Raw genomic sequence first — 24,470 nt, forward strand, 5'->3', positions numbered from 1 at the left:
CCCACGTTCGTGACGATCGCGATACGCCCCTCTGACCGGGATGAGGTGGCGGGATGAATACGCTAAAGCCGAATTTCGGTAAAGCGGAATATTTTCGCGAGGTCAGATTGACCTGCGACTTGTGTGTTTTGCCCGACGGGCAACGCAAGGGATTGTAGCCCGGATGGAGCGAAGCGTAATCCGGGGCCTTGTATCCGCGGAACGAATCCCGGATTGCGCTTCGCTCCATCCAGGCTGCGGGAGTCAGCCTCGCGGCGAGCGCGGAGTCCTGCGCTTCACTGCGTGCCGGCGCGGCGAGCGTGTCACGCGGGGGCGCAGGCGGGTGACCGCGGCTTCACGGCGTGGCTTGGCCTGGACTGGGCCGCGGGCGAGATCCATCAGCATGCGCAGCGCCTCGACCACCGAGCGCTGGCGCACGGCGGTACGGCCGATGGCGCCAAAACGATGCTCGCGGTGAACGATGCGCCCGTCGCGCGCGGCGGCGGCGAAGTGGACGAGGCCCACCGGCTTGCCCGGCGTGGCGCCGCCGGGGCCGGCAATGCCGGTGATGGCGACCGCAAGATCGACGCCGGCGCGCTCCAGCGCGCCGACCGCCATAGCTGTTGCGGTCTCCTTGCTGACGGCGCCGAAATTGGTGAGCGTGCTCGCCTCGACCCCGAGCATCGCGCGCTTGGCGTCATTGGAATAGGTGACGAAGCCGCGATCGATGACGTCGGACGAACCGGGGATGTCGGTCAGCGCGCCCGCGACGAGGCCGCCGGTGCAGGACTCCGCGGTCGCGATCGTCAGCTTGCGCATCCGGCACAGATCGAGCAGCGAGCGGGAGAGGGCGCGTGCGTCGCTGCCGGCCATGGCCTAGACACTCCAGGGCAGGCGGATGGTGGCGCTCGCGGTGGCCGCGATGCCTTCCTCGCGGCCGGTGAAGCCGAGCCGCTCGCTGGTGGTCGCCTTGACTGCGACGCGGGAAATGTCGACGCCTGATATCTCGGCGATGCGCGCGCGCATGGTGTCGCGCAAGGGACCGATCTTCGGTCGCTCGCAGATCATGGTGACCTCGAGATTGGCGATGCGGCCGCCGCGCTGGGTGACGCGCTCGATTGCGTATTTCAAGAACTGGTCGGAGGAAGCGCCCTTCCACTTCGCGTCGCTGGGCGGAAAGTGCGATCCGATGTCGCCGTCGGCAAGCGCGCCGAGGATGGCGTCGACCAGCGCATGCAGGCCGACATCGCCGTCGGAATGGGCCAGGAAGCCCTTGGTGTGCGGCACGCGCACGCCGCAGATCATCAGATGGTCGCCCTCGCCGAAGGCGTGCACGTCATAGCCCGTGCCGGTCCTGATGTCGCCGAGCAGGCTGGCCAGCCGCGCTTCCTCGCGCACAAAATCCTCGGGAGTGGTGAGCTTCATATTGGCAACATCGCCTTCAAAGGTTGCAACCGTCAATCCCGCCCATTCGGCAATCGCGGCATCGTCTGTGAAATCGCTGCGCCCGTCCTTGGCCGCGCGACGATGCGCTTCGAGGATGACGTCGAAGCGAAAGGATTGCGGCGTCTGTGCGATTCGCAACCGCGACCGGTCCGGGGTGTCCTCGACATTGCCGTTCTCGCCGGTGACCTTGATGGTGTCGGTGACGGGAACGGCGGGGATCGCGGCGCCGGTGCGGCTGGCCGCATCGATCGCGCGGGTGATGACGCCTTCCGAAACAAAGGGGCGCGCGGCGTCGTGGATCAGCACGATTTCGGGCTTGTGCCTGGCGAGCGCTTCGAGACCGGCGAGCACCGAGGCCTGCCGGGTCGCGCCGCCATTGACCGGCGCCTCGTGGCTGAGCCCCGCGACCGCTGCCGTGAACATGGCGCCGTCGTCGGGGTTCACGACCGGCTGAACTGCGAACACGTCCGCATGACGGCTGAAGGCCTCCATGGCGCGATAGATCACGGGCACCCCGCCGATCTCGCGATATTGCTTGGGGCCACCGGCGCCTGCGCGCAGGCCGCGTCCGGCCGCGACGAGGACGACTGCGGTGCGCTGTGATTTCGCCATAGGACTCAAATACTCATTTGATGATGAAGAGAGTCGGGGAGTGGGGTGATTGCCGCATGCCTCTAGCACGGCAGGCCCGCAAAAAAAGGGGGTTTCCCCGGATTGTGGGAAACAGCATTTTGCTGCACTGCACTTGAAAGATTGGCAGAACTGTCTAAAGTGTAGGCATGACGCTTGACTGCACAAGAATTGTGCGCAAGATAGATCATGGCAGGCGCGATGAGGCGCTGCCAACGCAACGAGACCCCTGTGACCGGCTCGGCAGTATCAGGCTCTAAGCCATTGAAGATAGGCGATATTGATGTCGCCACCCCGGTCTTCCTGGCGCCGATGTCGGGGGTGACTGACTCGCCCGTCCGCCGGCTGGCCGCGGAGTTGGGGGCCGGTCTGGTGGTGTCCGAAATGACGGCCAGCGACGAACTCGCTAATGGCCATCATATGTCCCGGTTGCGCTGCGAAGCCACCGGGATCGGTCCGCACGTGGTCCAGCTCGCCGGTTGCGATACGCATTGGATGGCGGAGGGCGCCCGGATTGCCGAAGCCGACGGCGCCGACATCATCGACATCAACATGGGCTGTCCGGCCCGTCACGTTACCGGCGGCCAGTCCGGTTCCGCCTTGATGCGCGATCTCGACCACGCCGTCAGCCTGATCGAAGCGACGATCGCGGCGGTGAAGGTGCCGGTGACGCTGAAGATGCGGCTCGGCTGGGACGACCGCACCCGCAACGCGCCGGAACTGGCGCGGCGTGCGCAGGCATCAGGCATCAAGCTCGTCACCGTGCACGGTCGCACCCGGTGCCAGTTCTACAAGGGCGAGGCCGATTGGGATGCGATCCGCGCTGTGCGCGACGCGATCTCTGTTCCGCTCGTCGTCAATGGCGACATCACGACCTACGAGAAGGCGCTCGCGGCGTTAGAGGCCTCCGGCGCCGATGCCGTGATGATCGGTCGCGGCGCGCAGGGGCAGCCCTGGCTGCCCGGTGAGATCGGCCGGCGCCTGAAGGGCGGGGCGGCGGAAGCCGCGCCGTCGCTCGAGACACAGCTGCATTATGTCCGCACGCTCTATGAGGGCGTCTGCGCGCTCTACGGCCTGCGCATCGGTCTGCGGCACGCGCGAAAACATCTGGGCTGGGCGCTCGACGTCGCGGCCGATGTGAGCCGTGTGCCGGCCGAGAAGCTGAAATCCTGGCGTCAGAAAATCCTCACCTCGGAGGATCCGCGCCTTGTCCACCGGTCACTGCAAGATGCCTTCGACGACTTCGCATGGAGCGCCGCTGCATGAGCTCAGCCGCTGAACATCGTCGGCCGTTTCCGTCCGACAGCGATGCCATCCTGGACGCACTGCCCAATCCCATGCTCATGATCGGGCCGGACGGCAAGATCGTCGCCGCCAACATCGCAACCGAAGCCTTCTTCGATATCTCGACGCAGTTTTTGAAGCGGCAGTCGCTGAAAGAGCTGGTGCCGTTCGGCAGCCCGTTGCTGGCGCTGATCGACCAGGTGCGTTCGTCGAACGCGCCGGTCAACGAGTACAAGGTCGATCTGGGCACGCCGCGCATGGGCGGAGACCGCCAGGTCGATCTGCACGTTGCCCCCGTCACGGAACGGCCCGGCCACATCGTGGTGATGCTCCAGGAGCGCTCCATCGCCGACAAGATGGACCGCCAGCTCACCCATCGCAGCGCCGCGCGCTCGGTGATCGCGCTCGCCGCGATGCTGGCGCACGAGATCAAGAACCCGCTCTCCGGCATCCGCGGCGCGGCGCAGCTCCTGGAGCAGCAAGCTTCCTCGGAAGACCGGATGCTGACGCGGCTGATCTGCGACGAGGCCGACCGCATCGTGACGCTGGTCGACCGCATGGAGGTGTTCGGCGACGAGCGCCCCGTGGTGCGCGGCCCCGTCAACATCCATTCGGTGCTCGATCACGTCAAACGGCTGGCGCAGTCCGGCTTTGCCCGCAACATCCGCTTCGTCGAGGACTACGATCCCTCGCTGCCGCCGGTGCTGGCCAACCAGGACCAGCTCATCCAGGTGTTCCTCAACCTCGTGAAGAACGCCGCCGAAGCGCTGATCGACGTTCCCGACGGCGAAATCCAGCTCACCACGGCGTTTCGTCCCGGCGTGCGCCTGTCAGTCCCCGGTCAAAAATCCCGTGTATCCCTGCCGCTCGAATTCTGCGTGAAGGACAACGGACCGGGCGTGCCTGAGGATCTTCTGCCAAACCTGTTCGATCCCTTCGTCACCACCAAGCAGACCGGCTCGGGTCTGGGCCTCGCGCTGGTCGCCAAGATCATCGGGGACCACGGGGGCATCATCGAATGCGAATCTCAGCCGCGGAAGACCACCTTCCGCGTGCTGATGCCGATGTATTCCACGTCGGTGAAACATGCCGATCAAAGCAGTCGCGACGGCTCTGCCGGGAAGTCGTCGTCTGCGTCACAGGGGGCAAAATGAGGATTAACGATGCCCGCAGGTAGCATTCTCGTTGCTGATGACGACACCGCCATCCGCACGGTTCTCAACCAGGCACTATCGCGCGCCGGCTACGAAGTGCGGCTGACCGGCAATGCCGCGACGCTGTGGCGATGGGTCAGCCAGGGGGAGGGCGATCTCGTCATCACCGACGTGGTGATGCCCGACGAGAACGCGTTCGACCTGTTGCCGCGGATCAAGAAGATGCGGCCGAATTTGCCCGTCATCGTCATGAGCGCGCAAAACACCTTCATGACGGCGATCCGCGCCTCCGAGCGCGGCGCCTATGAATATCTGCCGAAGCCCTTCGACCTGAAGGAGCTGATCGCCATCGTCGGCCGCGCGCTGGCCGAGCCCAAGGAGCGGGTCGCGACGCCGAACGACGACGCCGAGATGGAGGCGATCCCTCTGGTCGGCCGCTCGCCGGCGATGCAGGAAATCTATCGCGTGCTGGCGCGCCTGATGCAGACCGACCTCACCGTGATGATCACGGGCGAGTCCGGTACCGGCAAGGAGCTGGTGGCGCGCGCGCTGCACGACTACGGCAAGCGCCGCAACGGCCCGTTCGTCGCGGTCAACATGGCGGCGATTCCGCGCGACCTGATCGAGTCGGAACTGTTCGGTCATGAGCGCGGTGCCTTCACTGGCGCCAACACCCGCGCCTCTGGCCGGTTCGAGCAGGCCGAGGGCGGCACGCTGTTCCTGGACGAGATCGGCGACATGCCGATGGAGGCGCAGACCCGGCTGCTGCGCGTGCTTCAGCAGGGCGAATACACCACGGTCGGCGGCCGCACCCCGATCAAGACCGACGTGCGCATCGTCGCGGCTTCCAACAAGGATCTTCGCGTCCTGATCCAGCAGGGCCTGTTCCGCGAGGATCTGTTCTTCCGCCTCAACGTCGTGCCGCTGCGGCTGCCGCCCTTGCGCGAGCGCATCGAGGATCTGCCGGACCTTATCCGTCATTTCTTCGCGCTGGCCGAGAAGGACGGACTGCCGCCGAAAAAGCTCGACACGCTGGCGCTGGAGCGGATGAAGCAGCACCGCTGGCCGGGCAACGTGCGCGAGCTGGAGAACCTCGCCCGTCGCCTCGCAGCGCTCTATCCGCAGGACGTGATCACGGGCTCCGTCATCGACGGCGAGCTGGCGCCACCCACGGTCAGCCCGGGTGCCGCAGTCCAGCATGGCGTCGACAATCTCGGCGGCGCGGTGGAAGCGTATCTCTCCTCGCACTTCCAGGGCTTCCCGAACGGCGTGCCGCCGCCGGGCCTCTATCACCGCATCCTGAAAGAGATCGAGGTGCCGCTGCTGACGGCCGCGCTCGCCGCCACCCGCGGCAACCAGATCCGCGCGGCCGATCTGCTCGGCCTCAACCGCAACACGCTGCGGAAGAAAATCCGGGATCTGGATATCCAGGTGTATCGGAGCGGAGGCTAGCCTTCCCGCAACGAACGGTGGCTCAGCTCCCCCTACCAAAGCGGAGCTGAGCCTGTCCGGATCGCGCTGGCCGTTGTGGCTGACGCGGTGAGCAGAAGTCCCGATCCGACTGAAATGTTCCGCAGGAACATTCAAATGGTCATTCAGCCGCGGGACGCGGCCTCACACCTATCTGACAAATCGGCCTGCGACCTGTACCGCGCTGGCGACGTTCGCATTGGGCTCGTGCACCCCGAGACCATTGACCAGCAGATCCGCCGCCACGATCAGCAGCAGCACGGCCGACACCATCATTGCGAGAAAGAATCTGGGCATGCTGGTCAAGCCCTCTGGGCCGGAATCCGTTCCCGCCCTCCGGCATGTCGCTGTGGATGCGCGGGTCGGTCGCGGCGGGGGCGCCGCGGAATTGTCGCAATTCGGCAACAATGTGGTACGAATACATCAGTATCCGCCCGCCGCGGACCCCGTTTTCAGCACCCATTGCCGGAATGACCAGCGCAGACACCTCGGCCGCATCCTTTGACACGGCCCCAGCGGAAGAGCCCCGCCGTTGGTCGGCGCGACGCTGGCTGGCGCCGTTCGCCGTGGCCCTGGCCCTGCTGTCGGCCTGCCTGACGTTCCTGGTCCTGACCGGCCTCACGTCGATCGAGCCGACCCCTGCGGTTGTCCGCTCGTTCTATCTGATCAATGCGGGCACGATCCTGCTGCTGGTCGGCATCATCATCCGCGAGCTCTGGCAGCTGATCCTGGCGCGACGGCGGGGCAGGGCGGCGGCGCGCCTCCATGTCCAGATCGTCAGCCTGTTCTCGATCGTGGCAGTGCTGCCGGCAGTGCTGGTCGCCGTCGTCGCCAACGTCACCATCGAGCGCGGCCTCGACCGGCTGTTCTCCGGCCCGACCAAGGAGGTGATCCAGAATTCGCTGACGATCGCGCGCGCCTACATGCAGGACCACGCGCAGCTGATCCGGGGCGATATTCTCGGCATGGCCAACGACATCGCCCACGCGCGGCCGCTCTACGACCAGGATCGCCGCTCTTTTCGCGAATTGCTGACCTCCAGCGCCGCCTCGCGCAACCTGCCGGGCGCGATGATCATCGACAAGAACACCAACATTCTCGAATCCGCCGACACCGGCATGCGGCTGGCCTATTCGCCGCCGGCGCCGGACTTCCTCAGCAACGTCAACGAATCCGAGCCCGAGATCGCGGTGCTGCCCGATGCGAGCTTCGTCGCCGCGGTGGTCCGCTTGCGCGCCTTCAGCGACACTTTCCTCTACGTCGCGCGGCCGCTCGACCCGAATGTCGTCAACCAGCTCAAGCAGACCGAGGTCAGCGTCGCCGAATACGCCCAGATCGAGTCGCGCCGGCTCGGCATCCAGGTCGCATTCGCGCTGATGTTCGCGGTGATCGCGCTGACCATCCTGATGGCCTCGGTGCTGATCGGCCTCAACTTCGCCAACTCGCTGGTCTCGCCGATCCGACGGCTGATGAACGCGGCCCAGACGGTCTCGACGGGCGATCTCCACGTGAAAGTGCCGGTGCACCAGTCGGAAGGCGACCTCGCCCAGCTCGGCGAGACCTTCAACAAGATGACGGAGGAGTTGCGCAGCCAGCGCGACGAGCTCGTCAACGCCAGCGACCTCATCGACAGCCGCCGCCGCTTCATCGAGGCGGTGCTGTCATCCGCGAGCGCCGGCATTATCGGCGTGGATAATTCAGGCAGCGTCGGCATTCTCAACCGTTCCGCCGAAAAGCTGATCGGGCATTCCGAAGCCGAGACGCTCGGCCATCCGCTCTCCGAAGTGCTGCCCGAGCTCGAAGAGATGATGAAGACGGCGCGGGAAGGGACCCAGCGCCTGGTGCAGGGGCAGATCACGATCACGCGGGACGGGCAGGAACGCAATCTGTCGGTCCGCGTCAGCGCCGAGAAGACCAGCCAACCGCACGACAGCTACATCATCACCCTCGACGACATCACCGAGCTGGTCTCGGCGCAGCGCACCTCCGCCTGGGGCGATGTCGCGCGCCGCATCGCGCATGAGATCAAGAACCCGCTGACCCCGATCCAGCTCTCCGCCGAGCGCATTCGCCGCAAATTCGGCAAGGACATCACCGAGGGCAAGGACAAGCAGATCTTCGAACAGTGCACCGACACCATCGTGCGTCAGGTCGACGATATCCGCCGCATGGTCGACGAGTTCTCGCGCTTTGCGCGGATGCCGAAGCCGGTGATGGAGGGTGAGGACGTCGCCGACGCAGTGCGACAGGCGGTGTTCCTGATGAAGGTCGCCCACCCCGAGATCGATATCGAGGCCGAATTCAAGGAAGACCCGCTGCGCGCCCAGTTCGACCGGCGGCTGATCTCGCAGGCCGTCACCAACATCGTCAAGAACGCCACCGAGGCGATCGAGCAAGTGCCCCTGGAGGAGCTCGGCAAAGGCCGGATCGACGTCGTGGTCTCGCGCGAGGGCGAGGACGTGCTGATCGACGTCGTCGACAACGGCATCGGCCTGCCCAAGGTGGCGCGCTCGCGCCTGCTCGAGCCTTATGTGACGACACGCGCCAAGGGCACCGGCCTTGGGCTCGCGATCGTCGGGCGCGTGCTGGAAGACCATGGCGGGCGCATCGAACTGAAGGATGCCTCGGACTTCCGCGAGGGCCAGCGTGGCGCCTGGATGCGGATGCGTTTTGCGATCTCCGGCGCCCCCGCGAAAACCGAGGGGGCCGAACCGTCGGCCTCGGCGACGACCAAGCCGGACATCGGCGAAACGGCCACGCAATCCGTCAAGGATCCGGAAACAAAAGAGGCGGCCGCCGAAACCAAAGAGGCGGCTGAAAAGACCAATGATTCAACGAAGATCAAAGCCTCAACAGGCAGCTGAGAAAACAGGCGCGACCCATGGCAAGTGAAATTCTGATTGTCGATGATGAGGCCGATATTCGGGATCTCGTTGCGGGCATCCTCGAAGACGAGGGCTTCGTGACCCGGACCGCGCGCGACAGCGATACGGCGCTTGCCGAGATCGCCAACCGCAGGCCGCATCTGGTGTTCCTCGACATTTGGCTGCAGGGCTCCAAGCTCGACGGCTTGCAACTGCTGGAGCAGGTCAAGAAGGACAATCCCGATCTGCCGGTCGTGATGATCTCCGGCCACGGCAACATCGAGACCGCGGTCGCCGCGATCAAGCGTGGCGCCTACGACTTCATCGAGAAGCCGTTCAAGACCGACCGGCTGATCCTGGTCGCGAACCGTGCACTGGAGAACTCGCGGCTCAAACGCGAGGTCAAGGAGCTGAAGCAGCTCGCGCCGAGCGCAAGCTCGCTGGTCGGCCGCTCGCCCAGCATGAACCAGCTGCGCCAGACCATCGAGCGTGCGGCCAAGGCCAACAGCCGCATCCTGATCGTCGGCCCCGCAGGCGCCGGCAAGGAACTGACCGCCCGCACGTTGCACACGGCCTCGGGCCGCGCCGACGGTCCCTTCGTCGTCATCAACGCCGCTGCGATCACGCCCGAGCGGATGGAGCACGAGCTGTTCGGCATCGAGCAGTCCAACGGCGAGCACGCGCGCAAGCCCGGCGCGCTCGAAGAGGCCCATGGCGGCACGCTGTTCATCGACGAGATCGCGGACATGCCGCGCGAGACCCAGAACAAGATCTTGCGCGTGCTGGTCGAGCAGTCGTTCCAGCGCGTCGGCGGCAACGGCAAGGTGCAGGTCGACGTCCGCATCATCTCATCCACCGCGCGCAATCTGGAAGAGGAGATCGCGGCCGGCCATTTCCGCGAGGACCTCTATCACCGTCTCTCGGTGGTGCCGATCCGCGTGCCCGCGCTGTCGGAGCGGCGCGAGGACATTCCGGAATTGATCGACTATTTCATGGAGCAGATCTCGGCGGGCAGCGGCCTGCCCAAGCGGCAGATCGGTCAGGACGCGATGGCGGTGCTGCAATCCCATGTCTGGCCGGGCAATGTGCGCCAGCTCCGCAACAACGTTGAGAGAGTCATGATTCTGGCGGCGGGCGGGCCGGAGGTCATCATCACTGCCGACATGCTGCCGCAGGACGTCGGCTCGATGGTGCCGGCGATGCCGACAAGCAACAATGGCGAGCACATCATGGGCCTGCCGCTGCGCGAAGCGCGCGAAGTGTTCGAGCGCGACTATTTGATTGCACAGATCAGCCGTTTTTCAGGAAATATTTCTCGCACGGCCGAGTTTGTTGGCATGGAACGCTCGGCACTGCACCGGAAGTTGAAGGCGCTCGGCGTCGGCTAACGCTGCGACGTCGTTGGAATAGGCGAGGAAAATCATCGATTTCCGTAGTTTTTCGGGGCAGTACGGCGTGGCCTGCCGCGTGAAGCGGCTTGCCTAATAAGCCTACCTGTCCTCTAATTGAACCGCTGTCCCTCCGAGGGGGATCTCATGAGGGACGGCAACCGGACGAGGACCCCGAATTTCAAAAGAGGGCCGAAACCGGCGCAATAAAAAGAAACTCAAAGCGAGAAAAAAACAATGGCGGCAGACCGCGCACAAAACCTGCAGGACACCTTCCTTAATCACGTTCGCAAAACCAAAACGCCACTGACGATCTTTCTGGTCAACGGAGTGAAGCTCCAGGGCATCGTGACCTGGTTCGACAATTTCTGTTTGCTGCTTCGGCGCGACGGTCACTCGCAGCTCGTCTACAAGCATGCGATTTCGACCATCATGCCGGGCGCTCCGATCCAGCTGTTCGAAGGCGGCGAGGACCAGCCGGCTTGAGAGTGATCTGATTGGAACCCCGGAATTTCGACGGGGATGCCGACCGTCCGCGGTCGGCAGGGGGTAAGCAGACGGGGCGGGTGCTTGTCATCGGTCCCTATTTGCGGGTGCGCGCAGGCAGTGCCGACGCGCAATCGGAAGCTCATGTCCTGCGCGACGCGGAGGCCCGGCTCGACGAAGCTGCTGGCCTCGCGCGCGCGATCGATCTCGTCGTCGCCGACGCCATCATCGCGCCGATCAGCCAGATCCGCCCCGCGACCTATATCGGCAAGGGCAAGGTCGAGGTTATCGCCGGGCTCGCCAAGAGCCTCGATGTCGAGCTCGTGGTGATGGATTGCGCGCTTGCGCCGATCCAGCAGCGCAATCTCGAGAAGGAGTTGCAGGCAAAGGTGCTCGACCGCACCGGCCTCATTTTAGAAATCTTCGGACGTCGCGCCAAGACCAAGGAAGGCTCGCTCCAGGTCGAGCTCGCGCATCTCAACTACCAACGTTCGCGCCTGGTGCGCTCATGGACCCATCTCGAACGCCAGCGCGGCGGCTTTGGATTCATGGGCGGTCCCGGCGAGACGCAGATCGAAGCCGACCGCCGCCTGATCCAGGAGCGCATCTCCAAGCTCGAGGGCGAACTGAAGAAGGTGCAGGCGACGCGCCGCCTGCATCGCGCAGGCCGCCAGCGCGTGCCGTACCGCGTCGTTGCGCTGGTCGGCTACACCAACGCCGGCAAGTCGACGCTGTTCAACCGCCTGACCCGCGCCGACGTGCAGGCCGCCGACATGCTGTTCGCCACGCTGGATCCGACCCTGCGCGCGCTCACCCTGCCGCACGGCGGCAAGGCGATGCTGTCGGACACTGTCGGTTTCATCTCCAATCTACCGACGCAGCTCGTCGCCGCCTTCCGCGCCACGCTGGAGGAGGTGCTGGAAGCCGACGTCATCCTGCATGTGCGCGATATCTCGCACGACGACGCCGAGGCGCAGCAGAGCGACGTCGACGCCGTGCTGCGCCAGCTCGGCATCAATCCCGATGACTCAGGCCGCATCATCGAGGTCTGGAACAAGATCGACCGTTATGGTCCCGAACAGCGCGAAGAACTTTTGAACATCGCCGCGCGCCGCCCCGAAGATCATCCGGCAATGCTGGTGTCCGCCGTGTCGGGCGAGGGGGTCGACGCACTGCTCGCCGCGATCGAGGAGCGCCTGGCTGCCAAACGCATCACGCTCGACCTCTCCATCGATGCCTCCGACGGCGCCGGCATCAGCTGGCTGCATCGGAATTCCGAGGTGCTGGCGAAAGAGCTGCACGACGGCCGCTTCGATATGACGGTTCGGGTGGACGAGACCAAGCGGGATATCGTGGTGAACCGGTTTGACGCAGTGCCGCGACTGTCCGCGTAGACGCCGTCGCCCGCCAGTGAGTTGAGCTAACTACTGCCTCAAGCAACGCTGTCGTCGCGGACAAGCGTAAGCGCAGATCCGGGACCCATAACCACAAGCGGCTGGAATTGGCACGCTGGTAGCTCCAGCGTGGTTCAACAATGTGCATTCGGGGTAATGGGTCCTGGCTTTCGCCAGGACGACGCTTGAGCTAGGAGCGCGCTTGGTTGCCTCTCTCCGTCGGTGGAGCCCTTTGCTCGTCTCCCTTCGCCGCGTTCCACAGCGCGTCCATCTCGGCGAGCGACGCCTGCTCCAGCGTGCGCCCCTGTGCTTCCAGCGCGCGTTCGATAAACGCAAACCGCCGCTCGAACTTCGCGTTGGTCGCGCGGAGCGCGGCTTCCGGGTCGGCATCGACATGGCGGGCGAGGTTGACCAGCGCGAACATCAGGTCGCCGGTCTCTTCCGCCAGGCCCTCGCTGTCGTTGCGGTCGAGTGCGGCCTCGATCTCGTCGGCTTCCTCGCGGATTTTTGCCAGCACCGCGCGCGGATCGTTCCAGTCGAAGCCGACGGTGGAGGCCTTGCGCTGCAGCTCCATGGCGCGCGTCAGCGCGGGCTGCCCGGCCTTCACGCCCGACAGCAGCGATTTGTGGGACGGCGCTTCCTGGGGTGGCCGGCGCGCGGCGCGCTCGGCTTTCTCCTCGGCCTTGATGCGGTCCCAGACTTCCTTGACGTGGGAGGAGGCGAGGTTGCCCTCCTTGTCGGCGAAAACGTGAGGATGGCGCCGGATCATTTTTCGCGTGATGGCCTCGACGACATCTCCAAACGCGAACGCGTTCTGCTCCGACGCCATCTGGGCGTGGAAGACGACCTGCAACAGCAGATCGCCGAGCTCCTCGCAGAGATCGTCGAGGTCGCCGCGGCTGATGGCGTCGACCACCTCATAGGCTTCCTCGATCGTATAGGGCGCGATGGTCGCAAAATTCTGCTCGAGGTCCCAGGGGCAGCCGGTCACCGGCGTGCGCAGCGCCGCCATGATCTCGATCAGGCGGGAAATGTCGCGGGAAGGGGTCATTGCGGGGCGGTCTCCTGACTCCCAAGCCTTATGCCAAAAGCGAGCGCCCGTTCCCAGCGCAGCGCGGCGGAACAGGGTGATTTCCACCGGTTGGCGGGCCGGATTGGCGAGCCGCGTGCGCAATGCTAAAGCGCGGGCCATGAGCGACGTATTTTCATCCGAAACCGCATTGGTGCTGTTCTCCGGCGGCCAGGATTCCACCACCTGCCTTGCCTGGGCGCTGAACCGGTTTGCGCGCGTGGAGACGTTGGGATTCGATTACGGCCAGCGCCACGCCATCGAGCTGGCCTGCCGCGACCGGCTGTTCGAGGGCATCAAGGATCTGCGCGCGGATTGGGCTTCCAGGCTTGGCGAGAGCCACACGCTGTCGATCCCAACGCTCGCGGCCGTATCCGAGACGGCGCTGACGCGCGACGTCGCGATCGCGATGGGCGCCGACGGCCTGCCGAACACGTTCGTGCCCGGCCGCAACCTGGTGTTTTTGACGTTCGCCGCGGCGCTGGCCTACCGGCGCGGCATCAGTCATATCGTCGGCGGCATGTGCGAGACCGACTATTCCGGTTATCCCGATTGCCGCGACGACACCATCCGTGCGATGCAGGCCGCCTTGTCGCTCGGCATGGCCCGCAGGTTCGAGCTGCATACGCCGCTGATGTGGATCGACAAGGCTGCGACGTGGAAGCTCGCCCATGACCTCGGCGGCGACGGGCTGGTCGACCTCATCCGCGAGCAGTCGCACACCTGCTATCTCGGCGAACGCGGCGCTCAGCATGATTGGGGCTATGGCTGCGGCGAGTGCCCGGCCTGCAGCCTGCGGGCGAAGGGGTGGCGGGAGTATGTGGCGGGGCGGTGACACCACAGACTCGGTGTCATCACCCGCGAAAGCGGGTGATCCAGTATTCCAGAAACCGTGCTTGAGCCAAGAAGCCGCGGCGTACTGGATTCCCCGCCTTCGCGGGGAATGACAGCGTAGGGCTTGGCACGACCGTGCCTCTTACCGAGCTACCGAAAATCCTCCGCCTTCAGCTCGATCGGTTTGCCGTGCGGGGTGCGATCTGCCGCGTGGTCCCAGGCGTCGCGGTAGCGATGCAGCGTCTCCGCAGACGCAACGCCCTTGCGCGCGACCAGCCCTTCCAGCGTGGCGAGCCAATGGAGATAGTAGGTCTCGCCCGTATCGGGATCGCCTGCCGCCTGCGCGCGCTTGATCTCGGAGGCCAGGGCTGCCGCCCATTCGGGCCAGCTGAACACGCCGCGCTCGTGCAGCGTGAGCGCCATCGCGAAGGCGTGCGCTTCCCAGGGCGCGCGGAACACGGGGCCGTCATCATCACGGGGAATGCTCGGGATCGCTGCCGTCGCGGCAGCAGCAGCCGTGCTGCTCATCACGCCGGGTCCAGATACGGCTCGAAGGCATCGATCGAGACTTTCGAGGTCGGATCGCCGTCCGCGCCCCAGAGATCGCGGCCCTCGAACACGACCGTGTAGAGCCATTGCGGATTCTCGCCGAGCTCCATCGCCGCCGAGTCCGGAAATACGTGGCAGCCATGGTTCAGCTCGACGATGCCGACATGGCCGCGCACGTAGCGTGGCAGGCGGGTGTGGGTGGCCGGATGAATGTTCTTCGCGCGGACCTTGTCACCGATCTTGAATTTCGCCGGTGCCGGGGCAGGACGGGCGAACTTGCCGCGCACCATGATGCGCTCGACCTGGCCGAGATCGAACTTGCCGTGCTTGAGCGCCTTGGCCGGCTGCATCGCGTGGCCGGCGGCGACTTCCTCCCGGGTGAGATAGCCTTTCTCGATCAGCATCTCCTCGAGCCCGAGAAACCATTTCTTGTAATAGGAGCTCGAGAGATAGACGTGCGGCGGGATCGTCTCGCGATAGAAGCGCGAGGTGTCGATGTTGAAGGCGCCGGCCGCGCCCATCGCGCGCACCATGGCGAGAACACGCGACTCCCATTCCTCGTGGAACACCGGCTCGTTCGGCTCGGGCTCGACCTTGCCGAAGCCGTCCATGCCGCCCATGTCGTGCACGCCGTTCATGATGGCGCCCCGGGCGCCTTGGGAAAGCCGGTGCCGATCATGGAATCGCGCGTGACCAGCTCGGTGAGCTGCTCCTCGCTCCAGCCTTCGGTCCCCGCGGGGCGCATCGGCAGCACAAGAAAGCGCGTTTCGGCGGTCGAATCCCAGACCCGGATTTCAACGTCCTTGGCGACTTGCACGCCGAAATCGGCGAGCACGCCGCGCGGGTCCTTCACCGCGCGGGAGCGATAGGGCGCGGCCTTGTACCAGACCGGCGGCAGCCCCAGCATTTCCCAGGGGTAGCAGGAGCACAGCGTGCACACGACCATGTTGTGACGCTGCGGCGTGTTCTCGACCACGACGAGGTGGTCGCCGACGCGGCTGACATGGCCGAGCGTGCCGATCGCCTTCGAGCCGTCCTCCAGCAGTGCCGTCTTGAATGCCGGATCGCTCCAGGCCTTGGCGACGACGCGCGCGCCGTTATGGGGGCCGATCCGGGTCTCATAGGCCTGAATGATGGCGTCGAGCGCGGCCGGCTCGACATAGCCTTTTTCGGTCAGGATCGTCTCGAGCGCGCGCACGCGCAGCTCGGTCTCCGACAGCTCGGAATGGTCGTGATCGTGGTGATGATGATGGTCGCTCATCGGGCGAAGATAGTCCCAGAATCCGGGCGTTGTCGAGGCGAAGACTCTGCTAACATCGCAAGATGGGCTGGGCTGCAAGAACCGGAATAGCCGCCGCAATCGCCGCTCTTGGCGCATTCGCGGCGCAGGATGCGCGCGCCGCGAATGGCGCCTTTGCGGTCGATGCCGCCGACATTTCCGAGGTCGGCTCCTGCAAGGTGGAGAGCTGGCTGTCGACGGCTTCCAACACGGACTTTTCGGCGGTCGCCAATCCCTCCTGTGTGGTCGACCCCTTCAGGCCCATCGAGCTGAGCCTGCAGAGCATCCGGGCCCGCAGCGACGGCGACTGGAGCACGACAATTGCTCCGAAAGCCAAGACGAATTTCATCCCGACCGGGATCGGCCGGTGGGGATTGTCGGCCTATGGCGGCGGATCGTTCGACGCGGCGACCGGTGATGCCCTGTCCGCCTTTGCCGTCATCCCCGCGACCTTCCGCCTGTCCGAGACCATGCGCATCAACGTCAACGGCGGCTGGCTCTGGGATCGCACGGTGGATCGCCATTACCTGACCTGCGGCATCGGCTTCGATTGGAAATTCACCGACACCCTGCAATGGACGATCGAGGCATACGGGCAGGCCGGCGCCTCCGAGATCGCGAGCGCCGTGCAGCCGCGTTTCCAGACCGGCGTCCGCTACCGGCCGAACGAGATATTCTCCGTCGATGTGATCTACGGCCGCAACATCACCGGCGAAAATGGCAACTGGATCACCATCGGGACTACGGTCCGGTTTCCGGTCCATGGAAGCGAACCCGAACATCGGCGTACCGGGCATCTGTGAGCGCCAGGAAGACCAAGACCAGGGGAGTTTGCGTTGCCTGACTATGTGAAGATCGAGAAGGGCCTCGGACCGGAGGGGCGGATTGCGGTGGTGCGGTTCGACCGCGGCGACGGCATCAACGCGCTGTCGCCCGAGGCGCTGCGCCAGCTCACCGCGGCCGCGCGCAGTTTTGAGGATGATTCCGCAACCTCTGTCGTGGTGCTGACAGGCAGCGCGGCTGCGTTCAGCGCCGGCTTCGACCTCAAGGATGCCGAAGGGCGCGCGCGCAAGGACATGGACCTCGGCACGCTGCGGCGGCATCTCAAGCTCGGACCGCGCCTGACCCACGCCTGGCAGGAGATGGAGCAGATCACGATCGGCGCCATCGAGGGCTTTTGCGTCGGCGGCGGCGTGGCGCTGGCCGTCGCGCTCGACTTCCGCGTCATGGGACGCGATGCCCATCTGCGGGTGCCCGAGATCGGGCTCGGCATGAACATGAGCTGGCAAAGCATTCCGCGCATGCTGCATTTGATCGGCCCGGCTCGGACCAAGCAGGCGGTGATCCTGGCCGATCAGCGCATCAGCGCGGATGAAGCCTATGAGTGGGGCCTGGTCGAGCAGGTGGTCGATCCCGGCCATGCGTTCGATGCCGCGATGGAGCTTGCGCGCAAGGTGGCAGCGCAGCCGCCGCTCTCCGTTGCCATGACGAAACTCACGGTCAACCGGCTGGCGCATGCGCTGGATAATCTCGCCAGCCACATGGACGTCGACCAATTCGCCCTGGCAAGCCTTAGCGAGGACCACAAGGAGGGCGTCGAGGCGTTCCTGACGCGACGCAAACCGAAGTTCAGAGGGCGGTAGAAGCAGGCTCGGGCCATTGATTGCGCCGCGGACTATCCGTATACGCGGCGCTGGGACAAAATAGGCCCGATCAACGGGCCGGCAGACGACAATGACGATCGAGGGGGAGGGCCCATGGCCGGTAGCTCGCAGGCGCCTGAGGCGAAAGGGTTTCGCTGGAAGCTGATCGCGCCGCTCGCGGTGTGGCTGGTGATCTATCTGTGGCCGGTGCCGGCGGGGCTCAACGTCAATCAGTGGCACTATTTTGCCGTCTTCGCGGCCGTCATCACCGGTCTCATCCTGGAATCGATGCCGGTCGGCGCGGTCGGCCTGATCGGGCTGACGGTTGCCGGCGTCGGCGGCTATATCGATCCCGATCCGACCAAGTCGCTGCGCTGGATGCTGGCGGGCTTTGCCGAGAGCACGGTCTGGCTGATCGTCGGCGCCTTCGTGTTCTCGATCGGCTATCGCAAGAGCCAGCTGGGCCGCCGCATTGCGCTCGTGCTGGTGCAAAAGCTCGGCACCAACACGCTCGGCCTCGGCTATGCGGTGGCGATGTCGGACTTCTTGCTGGCGCCGGCGACACCGTCCAACACCGCGCGCAGCGGCGGCATCGTCTATCCCATCATCAGCAACATCCCGCGCATCTACGGCTCCGAGCCGGGACCGACCGCCGGCAAGATCGGCACCTATGTGATGTGGACCGCGTTCGCGTCGACCGCCGTCACCAGCTCATTGTTTTTCACCGCGCTCGCGCCCAATGCGGCGGCGCTGGCCATCGCCAAGAAGACCGTCGGAATCGACGTCAGCTGGGCGCAGTGGTTCTTGGGCTTTGCGCCGCTCGGCCTTCTCCTGATGGTGCTGGTCCCGCTGCTCAGCTACGCGGTCTGCCGCCCCGAGGTGAAGAGCAGCCCGGAGATTTCCGAATGGGCATCGAAGGAGCTCGCGGAGATGGGCCCGATGTCGCGCAATGAGTGGATCATGCTGGCGCTGATCCTGCTTGCGATGTTTCTGTGGATCGCGGGCTCGAGCCCGGACATCCGCGTGCCGCTTCTGGGCTCGAATTTCGTCAACGCCACCACCGTCGTGTTCATCGTGATCTCGCTGATGCTGGTGACGGGCGTGATCGAGTTTGCCGACATCGTCGCCGAGAAGGGCGCCTGGGAGGTGTTCTTCTATTTCACCTCGCTGCTGACGCTGGCCTCGGGTCTCAACGAGATCGGCTTCATCAAATGGTTCGCCACCGAATATGCAAAGCCGCTCGCCGGGCTGTCGCCGTCGACCGCGATGCTCCTGCTGGTCGCGCTGTTCTTCTGGATCCACTATTTCTTCTCGAGCATCACCTCGCATGCCGCCGCCGTGCTGCCCGTGGTGCTCGCGGTCGGATCCGGCATCCCCGACCTGCCGGTCACGACGCTCGCCATGCTCTGCATGTATTCGCTCGGCCTGATGGGCGTGATCTCGCCTTACGCCACGGGGCCGGCGCCGATGTACTTCGGCAGCGGCTATATCGGCAAGGGTCAGTTCTGGGGTTTTGGGCTGATCTTCGGGGTGCTGTATTTCGCGGGGCTCCTGCTGATCGTATGGCCCTGGTTGCGGGTCACCTGAGCCGGGCGGGAGGCCAACACCGCGGCAGATGAATTTTCTTCAGCGGGGAGACATTTGGAAAACTTCGTCCAACTCACCGCAGATATCTGACATTGCCAGAGAGACCTGAAAGGGCGATGGTGCCCGCTGCGGTGCAGCGCGCTCCAGCCGAGTCCTCCTCGCAGTTTCACTCTCCGTCGCTTGATGCGACCGGTTCCCGGATGCCCCCAGGGGGCAAGCGGAACTATTGTGCATGAAGGCCGCCTCCATGAACGTCCACCCGTCGCTCGCGATCGGACAGCCGATCGAAAAGCTCGACGCGATCTCAGGTCGCGCGATCTCACGTCCCGCGATTTCACTTGCCGCGACTGCGCCTGACGCGATGGTCCGCTTCGAAGGCATCTCGAAAACCTATCCGGCCTATCGCGGCAAGCCCGGCGTCAATGCCCTGCAAGACATCGACTTCGCGATCCCACGCGGTTCGATCACCGGCATCATCGGTCGCTCCGGTGCCGGCAAATCGAGCCTGGTCCGGCTCATCAACGGCCTCGAGAGGCCGACCACGGGCCGTGTCGTCGTCGATAACAGAGACATCTCGGCGCTCGCAGGGCGCGACTTGCGGCTGGCGCAGCGCTCGATCGGCATGATCTTCCAGCACTTCAACCTGCTGTCCTCGCGCACCGCAGCCGCCAACATCGCGCTGCCGCTGGAGATCGCCGGCTGGGCCAAGGCGGACATCAAAGCCCGCGTGGCCGAGCTGCTAGCGCTGGTGGGCATCGCCGACAAGCACGACCGCTACCCGTCCGAACTCTCCGGCGGCCAGAAGCAGCGCGTCGGCATCGCGCGGGCCTTGGCGACGCGGCCGAGCGTGCTGCTGTCGGACGAGGCGACTTCGGCGCTCGATCCGCAGACCACGCGGGCGATCCTCGATCTGCTCGCGAACATCAACCGCGAGCTCGGCGTGACCATCGTGCTGATCACCCACGAGATGTCCGTGGTGCGCCAGCTCGCGGGGGATGTCGTGGTGCTCGATGCCGGCCACGTCGTCGAGAGCGGCCACGTCGCCGACATTTTCACCCACCCCAAGCATCCGATCACGCAGTCCTTCCTGGCCGAAGTGATCGGCGACAGCCTGCCGGTGTCGCTGGCGAGCCGGATCGTTTCGGAGCCGCCTGCGGGTGGACAGGCGGTGATCCGCGTCCATGTGCGCGGGGCAGGGGCCGGCGACACGCTGGTGGCGCGGCTCGCGCGCGAACTCGGCCTCGACGTGTCGCTGCTGTCGGCCCGCATCGACGAGATCGGCGGCCAGCACGTCGGCTCGCTGACGCTTGGTATCCCTCTCGGCATGCATGGCGGCGAAGACGCGACGACGCGCACGCTGGCCTGGCTCTCACAGTATCAATTTCCCGCGGAGCGTCTCGGCTATGTCGCCTGAACTCATCAACCTGATCGTCCAGGCGACCGGCGAGAGCCTGTACATGGTCGGGCTCGCGGCGCTGATCGGCACCGCCTTCGGCCTGCCGCTCGGCGTCTTTCTCGCGACCAGCCGGAAGGGCGAGCTGTTCGCGGCGCCCGTCGTCAATCGTGTACTCGGCATCGTCGTCAACGCGACGCGGTCCACGCCTTTCATCATCCTCGTCGTCGCCATCATCCCGTTCACGCGGCTGGTGGCCGGCACCTCGATCGGCTCGACGGCGGCGATCGTGCCGTTGACGATCGCATCGGCTCCTTTCATCGCACGCCTGGTCGAGGCCGCGATCCGCGAGGTCGATGGCGGCCTGATCGAGACGGCGTCCTCGTTCGGAGCCTCGCCGATGCAGATCGTGCTCAAGGTGCTGATCCCCGAAGCGCTGCCGGGTCTTCTGCTGGCGCTGACGCTCGCGGTTGTCAGCCTGCTCGGCTATTCCGCCATGGTCGGTGCCGTCGGAGGCGGGGGCCTGGGCGATCTCGGCATCCGCTACGGCTATCAACGCTTCATGCCGGAGATGATGCTGGCCGTCGTCGTCGTGCTGATCGGCCTGGTGCAGCTCGTGCAGAGCGCCGGCGATTATCTCGCGCGCCGGGTCAATCGCCGGCTGCGACATCGCTGACGCGGTTTTAGACATTTCGAACAAGCAGGTTCTTGTCGGTCTGGAAACATTCCAAACTTCCAAACACGACTGAGCGCATTCGTCGCACGCGTTGCGCACGCGTCTGGAGAAATTCTAACGCAGTTCCTATCGCACTCCGAAATCGCCTACGTTAGGGCGAGGCATCAAAAACGGTACCGGCGAAGCCGGCAGTGCGTGGGGCCTCGACAAACGTGACCGACTTCCAACTTGCTTCGCGTGCCGACACGCGTCGTCGACAGATGCAGGTGCTTTTCCTCGGAGCGGCCAGCACATTTGCTCTCTCCACTCCCTTCGGTGCCGTGGAGGCGCAGACACAGATCCCCGCCGTCACCGTCGAAGCCCCGGCTCAACATTGCCGAACAGACCGCTCAGGTGAAATCGCGTGGCCTCGAACTCGAAGGCTCGATGTCGCTCGCCGATGGCTCGAACCTGCGCGCGGCCTATGCCTATGTCGATGCTGTGGTCACGCAGGATCCGGTGAATGTCGGCAAGGCGCCGGTCACGGTGCCGCTCAACCGCGCCTCGCTGTGGAACGATTACACGCTTCAGACCGGGCCGCTCGCCGGCCTGCAGTTCGGTGGCGGTCTCCGCTATGTCGGCGCGACCTGGGGCGGTGACGCCAACACGTTCAAGGTGGGATCGTCGACCGTGCTGGACGCGCTGCTGGCCTACACCAGGGACAATTGGCGCCTGTCGCTGAACGTCACCAACCTCGCCGACACCCGCTATGTCGCCGCCTGCTACAGCCTGTCGGGCTGCTTCTACGCGGAGGGGCGCAAGGCCATCGGCAAGCTGACGTATCGGTGGTGAGTTGGAATGACGACGATGAGGGTACACGAGAGGTCGTCATGGCCCGGCTTGTCCCGGCCATCCACGCCTTGCCTTGCGGCACAGAGAACGTGGATGCCCGGGACAAGCCCGGGCATGACGTTGCGGAAGCTTCCGCACTCACGCACTTTGCTCAGGTACTTGGCGAGATCTGAACGATGAGAGCGATATTCGGCAAGCTGCATCGCTGGGCGGGCCTGCTCACGGCCGGCTTCCTGTTCTTCTCCGGCATGACCGGCGCGGTCATCTCCTGGGACCACGAGATCGACGAGGTCCTGAACAGCCATCTGTTCGACGTCAGCAGCAAGGGCCCGGCGATTCCCTCGATCGATCTCGCCAAGATGATCGAGCAGCGCGATCCCCGCGCGCGCGTGGTCTACCTCTTCATGACGCCGGAGGCGGGCCACTCGCTGTGGTTCTTCGTCATGCCCAGGATCGATCCCGCGACCGGCAAGCGCTACGCGCTCGACTACAATCAGATCTTCCTCGATCCCAACACCGGCGCCCAGCTCGGCCGCCGTTATTGGGGCGCGGTGTGGCCGGTGACGCGCGAGAACTTCGTCTCGTTTCTCTACAAGCTGCACTACACGATGCACATCCCGGAATTCTGGGGCAGCGACCGCTGGGGCATGCGCGTGCTCGGAATCATCGCCATCATCTGGACCATCGACTGTTTTGTCGGCTTCTACCTGACGCTGCCCTCGCGCCGGCGCGCGAAAGCCGCGCGGGCGCCCCAAGTCACGCGCCAGCTCGAACGCGGCTTCTGGGCGCGCTGGGCGCCGGCGTGGACCATCAAGACTTCGGGCAGCGCCTACCGGATCAATTTCGACATCCATCGCGCTTTCAGCCTGTGGACCTGGGCTGTGCTATTCATCATCGCCTTCACGGCCTTCTCGCTGAACCTCTATTTCGAGGTGTTCTCGCCGCTGATGAAGATGGTGTCGAACTACACGCCGACACCCTATGAGCAGCGGCCGTATCGCGATCTCGACGACCCCATCGAGCCCAAGGTCAGCTTCGCCGACATCGCCGCGCGCGCGGCGGCCGACGGCAAGGGGCGAGGGTGGACCGTCCCGGTCGGCTCGGTCAATTACGGCCCGGCCCATGGCGTCTACGCCGCGGCCTTCTTCCAGCCGGGCGACGATCACGGCGCCGGCGGGGTCGGCCCGGCGCAGCTCTATTACGACAGCGAGGACGGCCGTCCGATCGGCGAACGGTTGCCCTGGGTCGGCACCGCCGCCGACATCTTCGTGCAGGCGCAATTCCCGCTGCATTCGGGCCGCATCGTCGGGCTGTTCGGCCGCATCCTGATCTCGATCATGGGGCTGGTGGTGGCGGCGCTCTCGGTCACCGGAATCGTGATCTGGTGGCGCAAGCGCCGCGCACGTGTGCGCGTGCGGGAGACGGCGGCGATGCGCCCGAGCCGGCAGCAACTGACGCCGGCGGAGTAGGGCGTTCGTCCGGCGCGGATGAACCTTCCCGCACGGCACCGGCACAAAGACTGGAGATCACTCCCGTCTTGCCGGAAATCGCATGAAATCGCTTGCCTTGCTCTGCCTGCTCGTTCTGGCCGCGCCCGCACATGCGGCTGGCCCGGAGCAGCATTATCTCGACCTGCGCGATCGCCACATCGCAAAGTTCGCGAAGGCTCCGGAAAACGACGAGACCAGCAAGCAACACGATGCGGCGCTCAAGGAGCTGACGACTGTGTTGCGCGGCCTGGTGGGCCCCGTCGCGATCAAGGGACTGCCCTCAGACGGCAACTCGAACGCCGACACGCTCTTCAAGGGCGACTCCGGCTTCGGCCATCTTGACGGCCTCGGCTTCGCGTCCGAAGGCGACAAGCTGCAAGTCGTCGTGACCACCACCGCGTTGCTCAAGCACTGGCTCCGCGAGCACCGCGAGGACGGCATGCCGCAGGAGATCGGCGCGGCATTCAAGTCGGACCGCTTCTACTATCAAGCGATCCAGGACTCCGCCTTCGCCAAATACGCCGAGCTGCCGATCACGAAGCCCGCGGGAGCGAGCGCGGCGGTTGCTGTACTGGGCGTGCGCGGCAACGGTGACCTGAAGGGGCCTCCGCATGAAATCGACGTCGTCGCGATCCAGGGCGAGAAGGTCTTCTTTCTCGCCGCAAGCGATGCGGTGAAGACGGGTGAGATCCCGGCTTGCGAGAAGGTCTGGAAGCAGATGATGGCCAAACCCATCGATAAGAAGGACCCCCGCGGCGACATCACGCGCGAAGACAACGCGATGGACGCCTACACCAAGTGCTTCGCCAAGGAAGCGCCAAGCCAGAGTTGGTTCGCGGCAGCCGTCAAGAAGGCGCAGAGCCAGCTGGAGCTGCTGCCGCTGCGCTAGAGCGATTATCCAGTTGCCTTCGGGGCTGCAGCGTGGCGCGGGGCGCCATCGCTCGAGAATGCGCAATCGGAAATTGCAGCTCGTCCTGCAGATGCAACCGAGGCCCGAGCAGTGCGAAATCGCCCCAAGCCGCAT

The 24,470-nt window shown here is 65.2% G+C and carries 22 protein-coding genes and 1 pseudogene; 16 read left to right on the forward strand and 7 right to left on the reverse strand.

Translation table 11 applies throughout. The annotated features are described in order from the left end of the window. Positions 1–243: 243 nt before the first annotated feature. Positions 244–852, reverse strand: a complete 609-nt coding sequence (locus AC0L3S_RS34975) for a CinA family protein (RefSeq protein WP_354059554.1) — start codon at positions 850–852, stop codon at positions 244–246. Positions 853–855: 3 nt separating this feature from the next. Beyond that, the gene (locus AC0L3S_RS34980; RefSeq protein WP_473284323.1) at positions 856–2,037 is read right to left on the reverse strand and encodes a bifunctional 2-C-methyl-D-erythritol 4-phosphate cytidylyltransferase/2-C-methyl-D-erythritol 2,4-cyclodiphosphate synthase; all 1,182 of its coding nucleotides are present in this window, start codon (positions 2,035–2,037) and stop codon (positions 856–858) included. 282 nt (positions 2,038–2,319) lie between these two features. On the opposite strand from AC0L3S_RS34980, the gene dusB reads away from it, so the two are divergent. The 3 genes from dusB to ntrC are packed head-to-tail and all read left to right on the forward strand — an operon-like array spanning position 2,320 to position 5,945. Next, a complete protein-coding gene (dusB, locus tag AC0L3S_RS34985; protein WP_473261303.1) occupies positions 2,320–3,321 on the forward strand; it encodes a tRNA dihydrouridine synthase DusB in 1,002 nt (333 codons plus the stop codon). Beyond that, positions 3,318–4,493: a two-component system sensor histidine kinase NtrB gene (locus AC0L3S_RS34990; RefSeq protein WP_473261301.1), complete on the forward strand. Its 1,176-nt coding sequence runs from the start codon at positions 3,318–3,320 to the stop codon at positions 4,491–4,493. Before dusB ends, AC0L3S_RS34990 begins: the two co-directional genes overlap by 4 nt. A gap of 9 nt (positions 4,494–4,502) precedes the next feature. Further along, positions 4,503–5,945 carry a nitrogen regulation protein NR(I) gene (ntrC, locus tag AC0L3S_RS34995; protein WP_007591133.1) on the forward strand — a complete coding sequence of 481 codons (1,443 nt, stop codon included), beginning with the start codon at positions 4,503–4,505 and terminating at the stop codon, positions 5,943–5,945. 168 nt (positions 5,946–6,113) lie between these two features. On the opposite strand, the gene AC0L3S_RS35000 is transcribed toward ntrC, so the two are convergent. After that, positions 6,114–6,260, reverse strand: coding sequence for a hypothetical protein (locus AC0L3S_RS35000; protein WP_473261299.1), 147 nt, complete (start codon positions 6,258–6,260; stop codon positions 6,114–6,116). Between the two features lie 173 nt (positions 6,261–6,433). Here AC0L3S_RS35000 and AC0L3S_RS35005 point away from each other — a divergent pair, with 173 nt between their 5' ends. The 4 genes from AC0L3S_RS35005 to hflX all read left to right on the forward strand — a co-directional run bounded on the left by AC0L3S_RS35005 (position 6,434) and on the right by hflX (position 12,095). Beyond that, entirely contained in the window at positions 6,434–8,827 is a 2,394-nt protein-coding gene (locus AC0L3S_RS35005; RefSeq protein WP_473261297.1) for a sensor histidine kinase, read from the forward strand. Between the two features lie 17 nt (positions 8,828–8,844). Next, positions 8,845–10,215 (forward strand): nitrogen assimilation response regulator NtrX, encoded by a 1,371-nt coding sequence (gene ntrX / locus AC0L3S_RS35010; RefSeq protein WP_007591127.1) that lies wholly within the window; start codon positions 8,845–8,847, stop codon positions 10,213–10,215. 237 nt (positions 10,216–10,452) lie between these two features. Beyond that, complete coding sequence (gene hfq / locus AC0L3S_RS35015) at positions 10,453–10,701, forward strand: RNA chaperone Hfq (RefSeq protein ID WP_007591126.1); 249 nt, start codon at positions 10,453–10,455, stop codon at positions 10,699–10,701. Between the two features lie 11 nt (positions 10,702–10,712). Then, a complete protein-coding gene (gene hflX / locus AC0L3S_RS35020) occupies positions 10,713–12,095 on the forward strand; it encodes a GTPase HflX (protein ID WP_473284325.1) in 1,383 nt (460 codons plus the stop codon). 190 nt (positions 12,096–12,285) lie between these two features. Here hflX and mazG read toward each other — a convergent pair whose 3' ends face one another. Further along, positions 12,286–13,146, reverse strand: coding sequence for a nucleoside triphosphate pyrophosphohydrolase (mazG, locus tag AC0L3S_RS35025; protein WP_473284327.1), 861 nt, complete (start codon positions 13,144–13,146; stop codon positions 12,286–12,288). Between the two features lie 139 nt (positions 13,147–13,285). Here mazG and queC point away from each other — a divergent pair, with 139 nt between their 5' ends. Next, positions 13,286–13,999: a 7-cyano-7-deazaguanine synthase QueC gene (queC, locus tag AC0L3S_RS35030; RefSeq protein ID WP_473284328.1), complete on the forward strand. Its 714-nt coding sequence runs from the start codon at positions 13,286–13,288 to the stop codon at positions 13,997–13,999. Positions 14,000–14,148: 149 nt separating this feature from the next. Here the strand turns inward: queC and AC0L3S_RS35035 are convergent, their stop codons facing one another. From AC0L3S_RS35035 to nthA, 3 genes are read right to left on the reverse strand one after another with little or no spacing between them, the layout of a single operon-like run. Next, complete coding sequence (locus tag AC0L3S_RS35035; RefSeq protein WP_473261289.1) at positions 14,149–14,526, reverse strand: nitrile hydratase accessory protein; 378 nt, start codon at positions 14,524–14,526, stop codon at positions 14,149–14,151. After that, positions 14,526–15,185 carry a nitrile hydratase subunit beta gene (gene nthB / locus AC0L3S_RS35040; protein ID WP_473261287.1) on the reverse strand — a complete coding sequence of 220 codons (660 nt, stop codon included), beginning with the start codon at positions 15,183–15,185 and terminating at the stop codon, positions 14,526–14,528. The genes AC0L3S_RS35035 and nthB overlap by 1 nt, the downstream gene beginning before the upstream one ends. Beyond that, positions 15,182–15,808, reverse strand: a complete 627-nt coding sequence (gene nthA / locus AC0L3S_RS35045) for a nitrile hydratase subunit alpha (RefSeq protein WP_473284330.1) — start codon at positions 15,806–15,808, stop codon at positions 15,182–15,184. Before nthA ends, nthB begins: the two co-directional genes overlap by 4 nt. A gap of 62 nt (positions 15,809–15,870) precedes the next feature. Here nthA and AC0L3S_RS35050 point away from each other — a divergent pair, with 62 nt between their 5' ends. The 8 genes and pseudogenes from AC0L3S_RS35050 to AC0L3S_RS35085 all read left to right on the forward strand — a co-directional run bounded on the left by AC0L3S_RS35050 (position 15,871) and on the right by AC0L3S_RS35085 (position 24,335). Continuing rightward, positions 15,871–16,629, forward strand: coding sequence for a hypothetical protein (locus AC0L3S_RS35050; RefSeq protein WP_473284332.1), 759 nt, complete (start codon positions 15,871–15,873; stop codon positions 16,627–16,629). Positions 16,630–16,662: 33 nt separating this feature from the next. Beyond that, on the forward strand, positions 16,663–17,469 hold the full coding sequence (locus AC0L3S_RS35055; protein ID WP_473261281.1) for an enoyl-CoA hydratase/isomerase family protein: 807 nt from the start codon (positions 16,663–16,665) through the stop codon (positions 17,467–17,469). A 114-nt stretch (positions 17,470–17,583) separates the two neighbouring features. After that, positions 17,584–19,056 carry a DASS family sodium-coupled anion symporter gene (locus AC0L3S_RS35060; RefSeq protein WP_473284334.1) on the forward strand — a complete coding sequence of 491 codons (1,473 nt, stop codon included), beginning with the start codon at positions 17,584–17,586 and terminating at the stop codon, positions 19,054–19,056. 232 nt (positions 19,057–19,288) lie between these two features. Further along, entirely contained in the window at positions 19,289–20,470 is a 1,182-nt protein-coding gene (locus tag AC0L3S_RS35065; RefSeq protein ID WP_473284336.1) for a methionine ABC transporter ATP-binding protein, read from the forward strand. Beyond that, positions 20,460–21,125 carry a methionine ABC transporter permease gene (locus AC0L3S_RS35070; RefSeq protein ID WP_473284338.1) on the forward strand — a complete coding sequence of 222 codons (666 nt, stop codon included), beginning with the start codon at positions 20,460–20,462 and terminating at the stop codon, positions 21,123–21,125. The genes AC0L3S_RS35065 and AC0L3S_RS35070 overlap by 11 nt, the downstream gene beginning before the upstream one ends. Positions 21,126–21,485: 360 nt before the next feature. After that, positions 21,486–21,956 (forward strand): annotated as a pseudogene (locus tag AC0L3S_RS35075) (TonB-dependent siderophore receptor); the annotation flags it as partial. 176 nt (positions 21,957–22,132) lie between these two features. After that, positions 22,133–23,425 (forward strand): siderophore utilization protein FsrB, encoded by a 1,293-nt coding sequence (gene fsrB, locus AC0L3S_RS35080; protein WP_473284340.1) that lies wholly within the window; start codon positions 22,133–22,135, stop codon positions 23,423–23,425. Positions 23,426–23,507: 82 nt separating this feature from the next. After that, entirely contained in the window at positions 23,508–24,335 is an 828-nt protein-coding gene (locus AC0L3S_RS35085; protein ID WP_473284342.1) for a hypothetical protein, read from the forward strand. Positions 24,336–24,470: the final 135 nt, after the last annotated feature.

The sequence above is a fragment of the Bradyrhizobium sp. Ken01 genome, assembly GCF_055807355.1.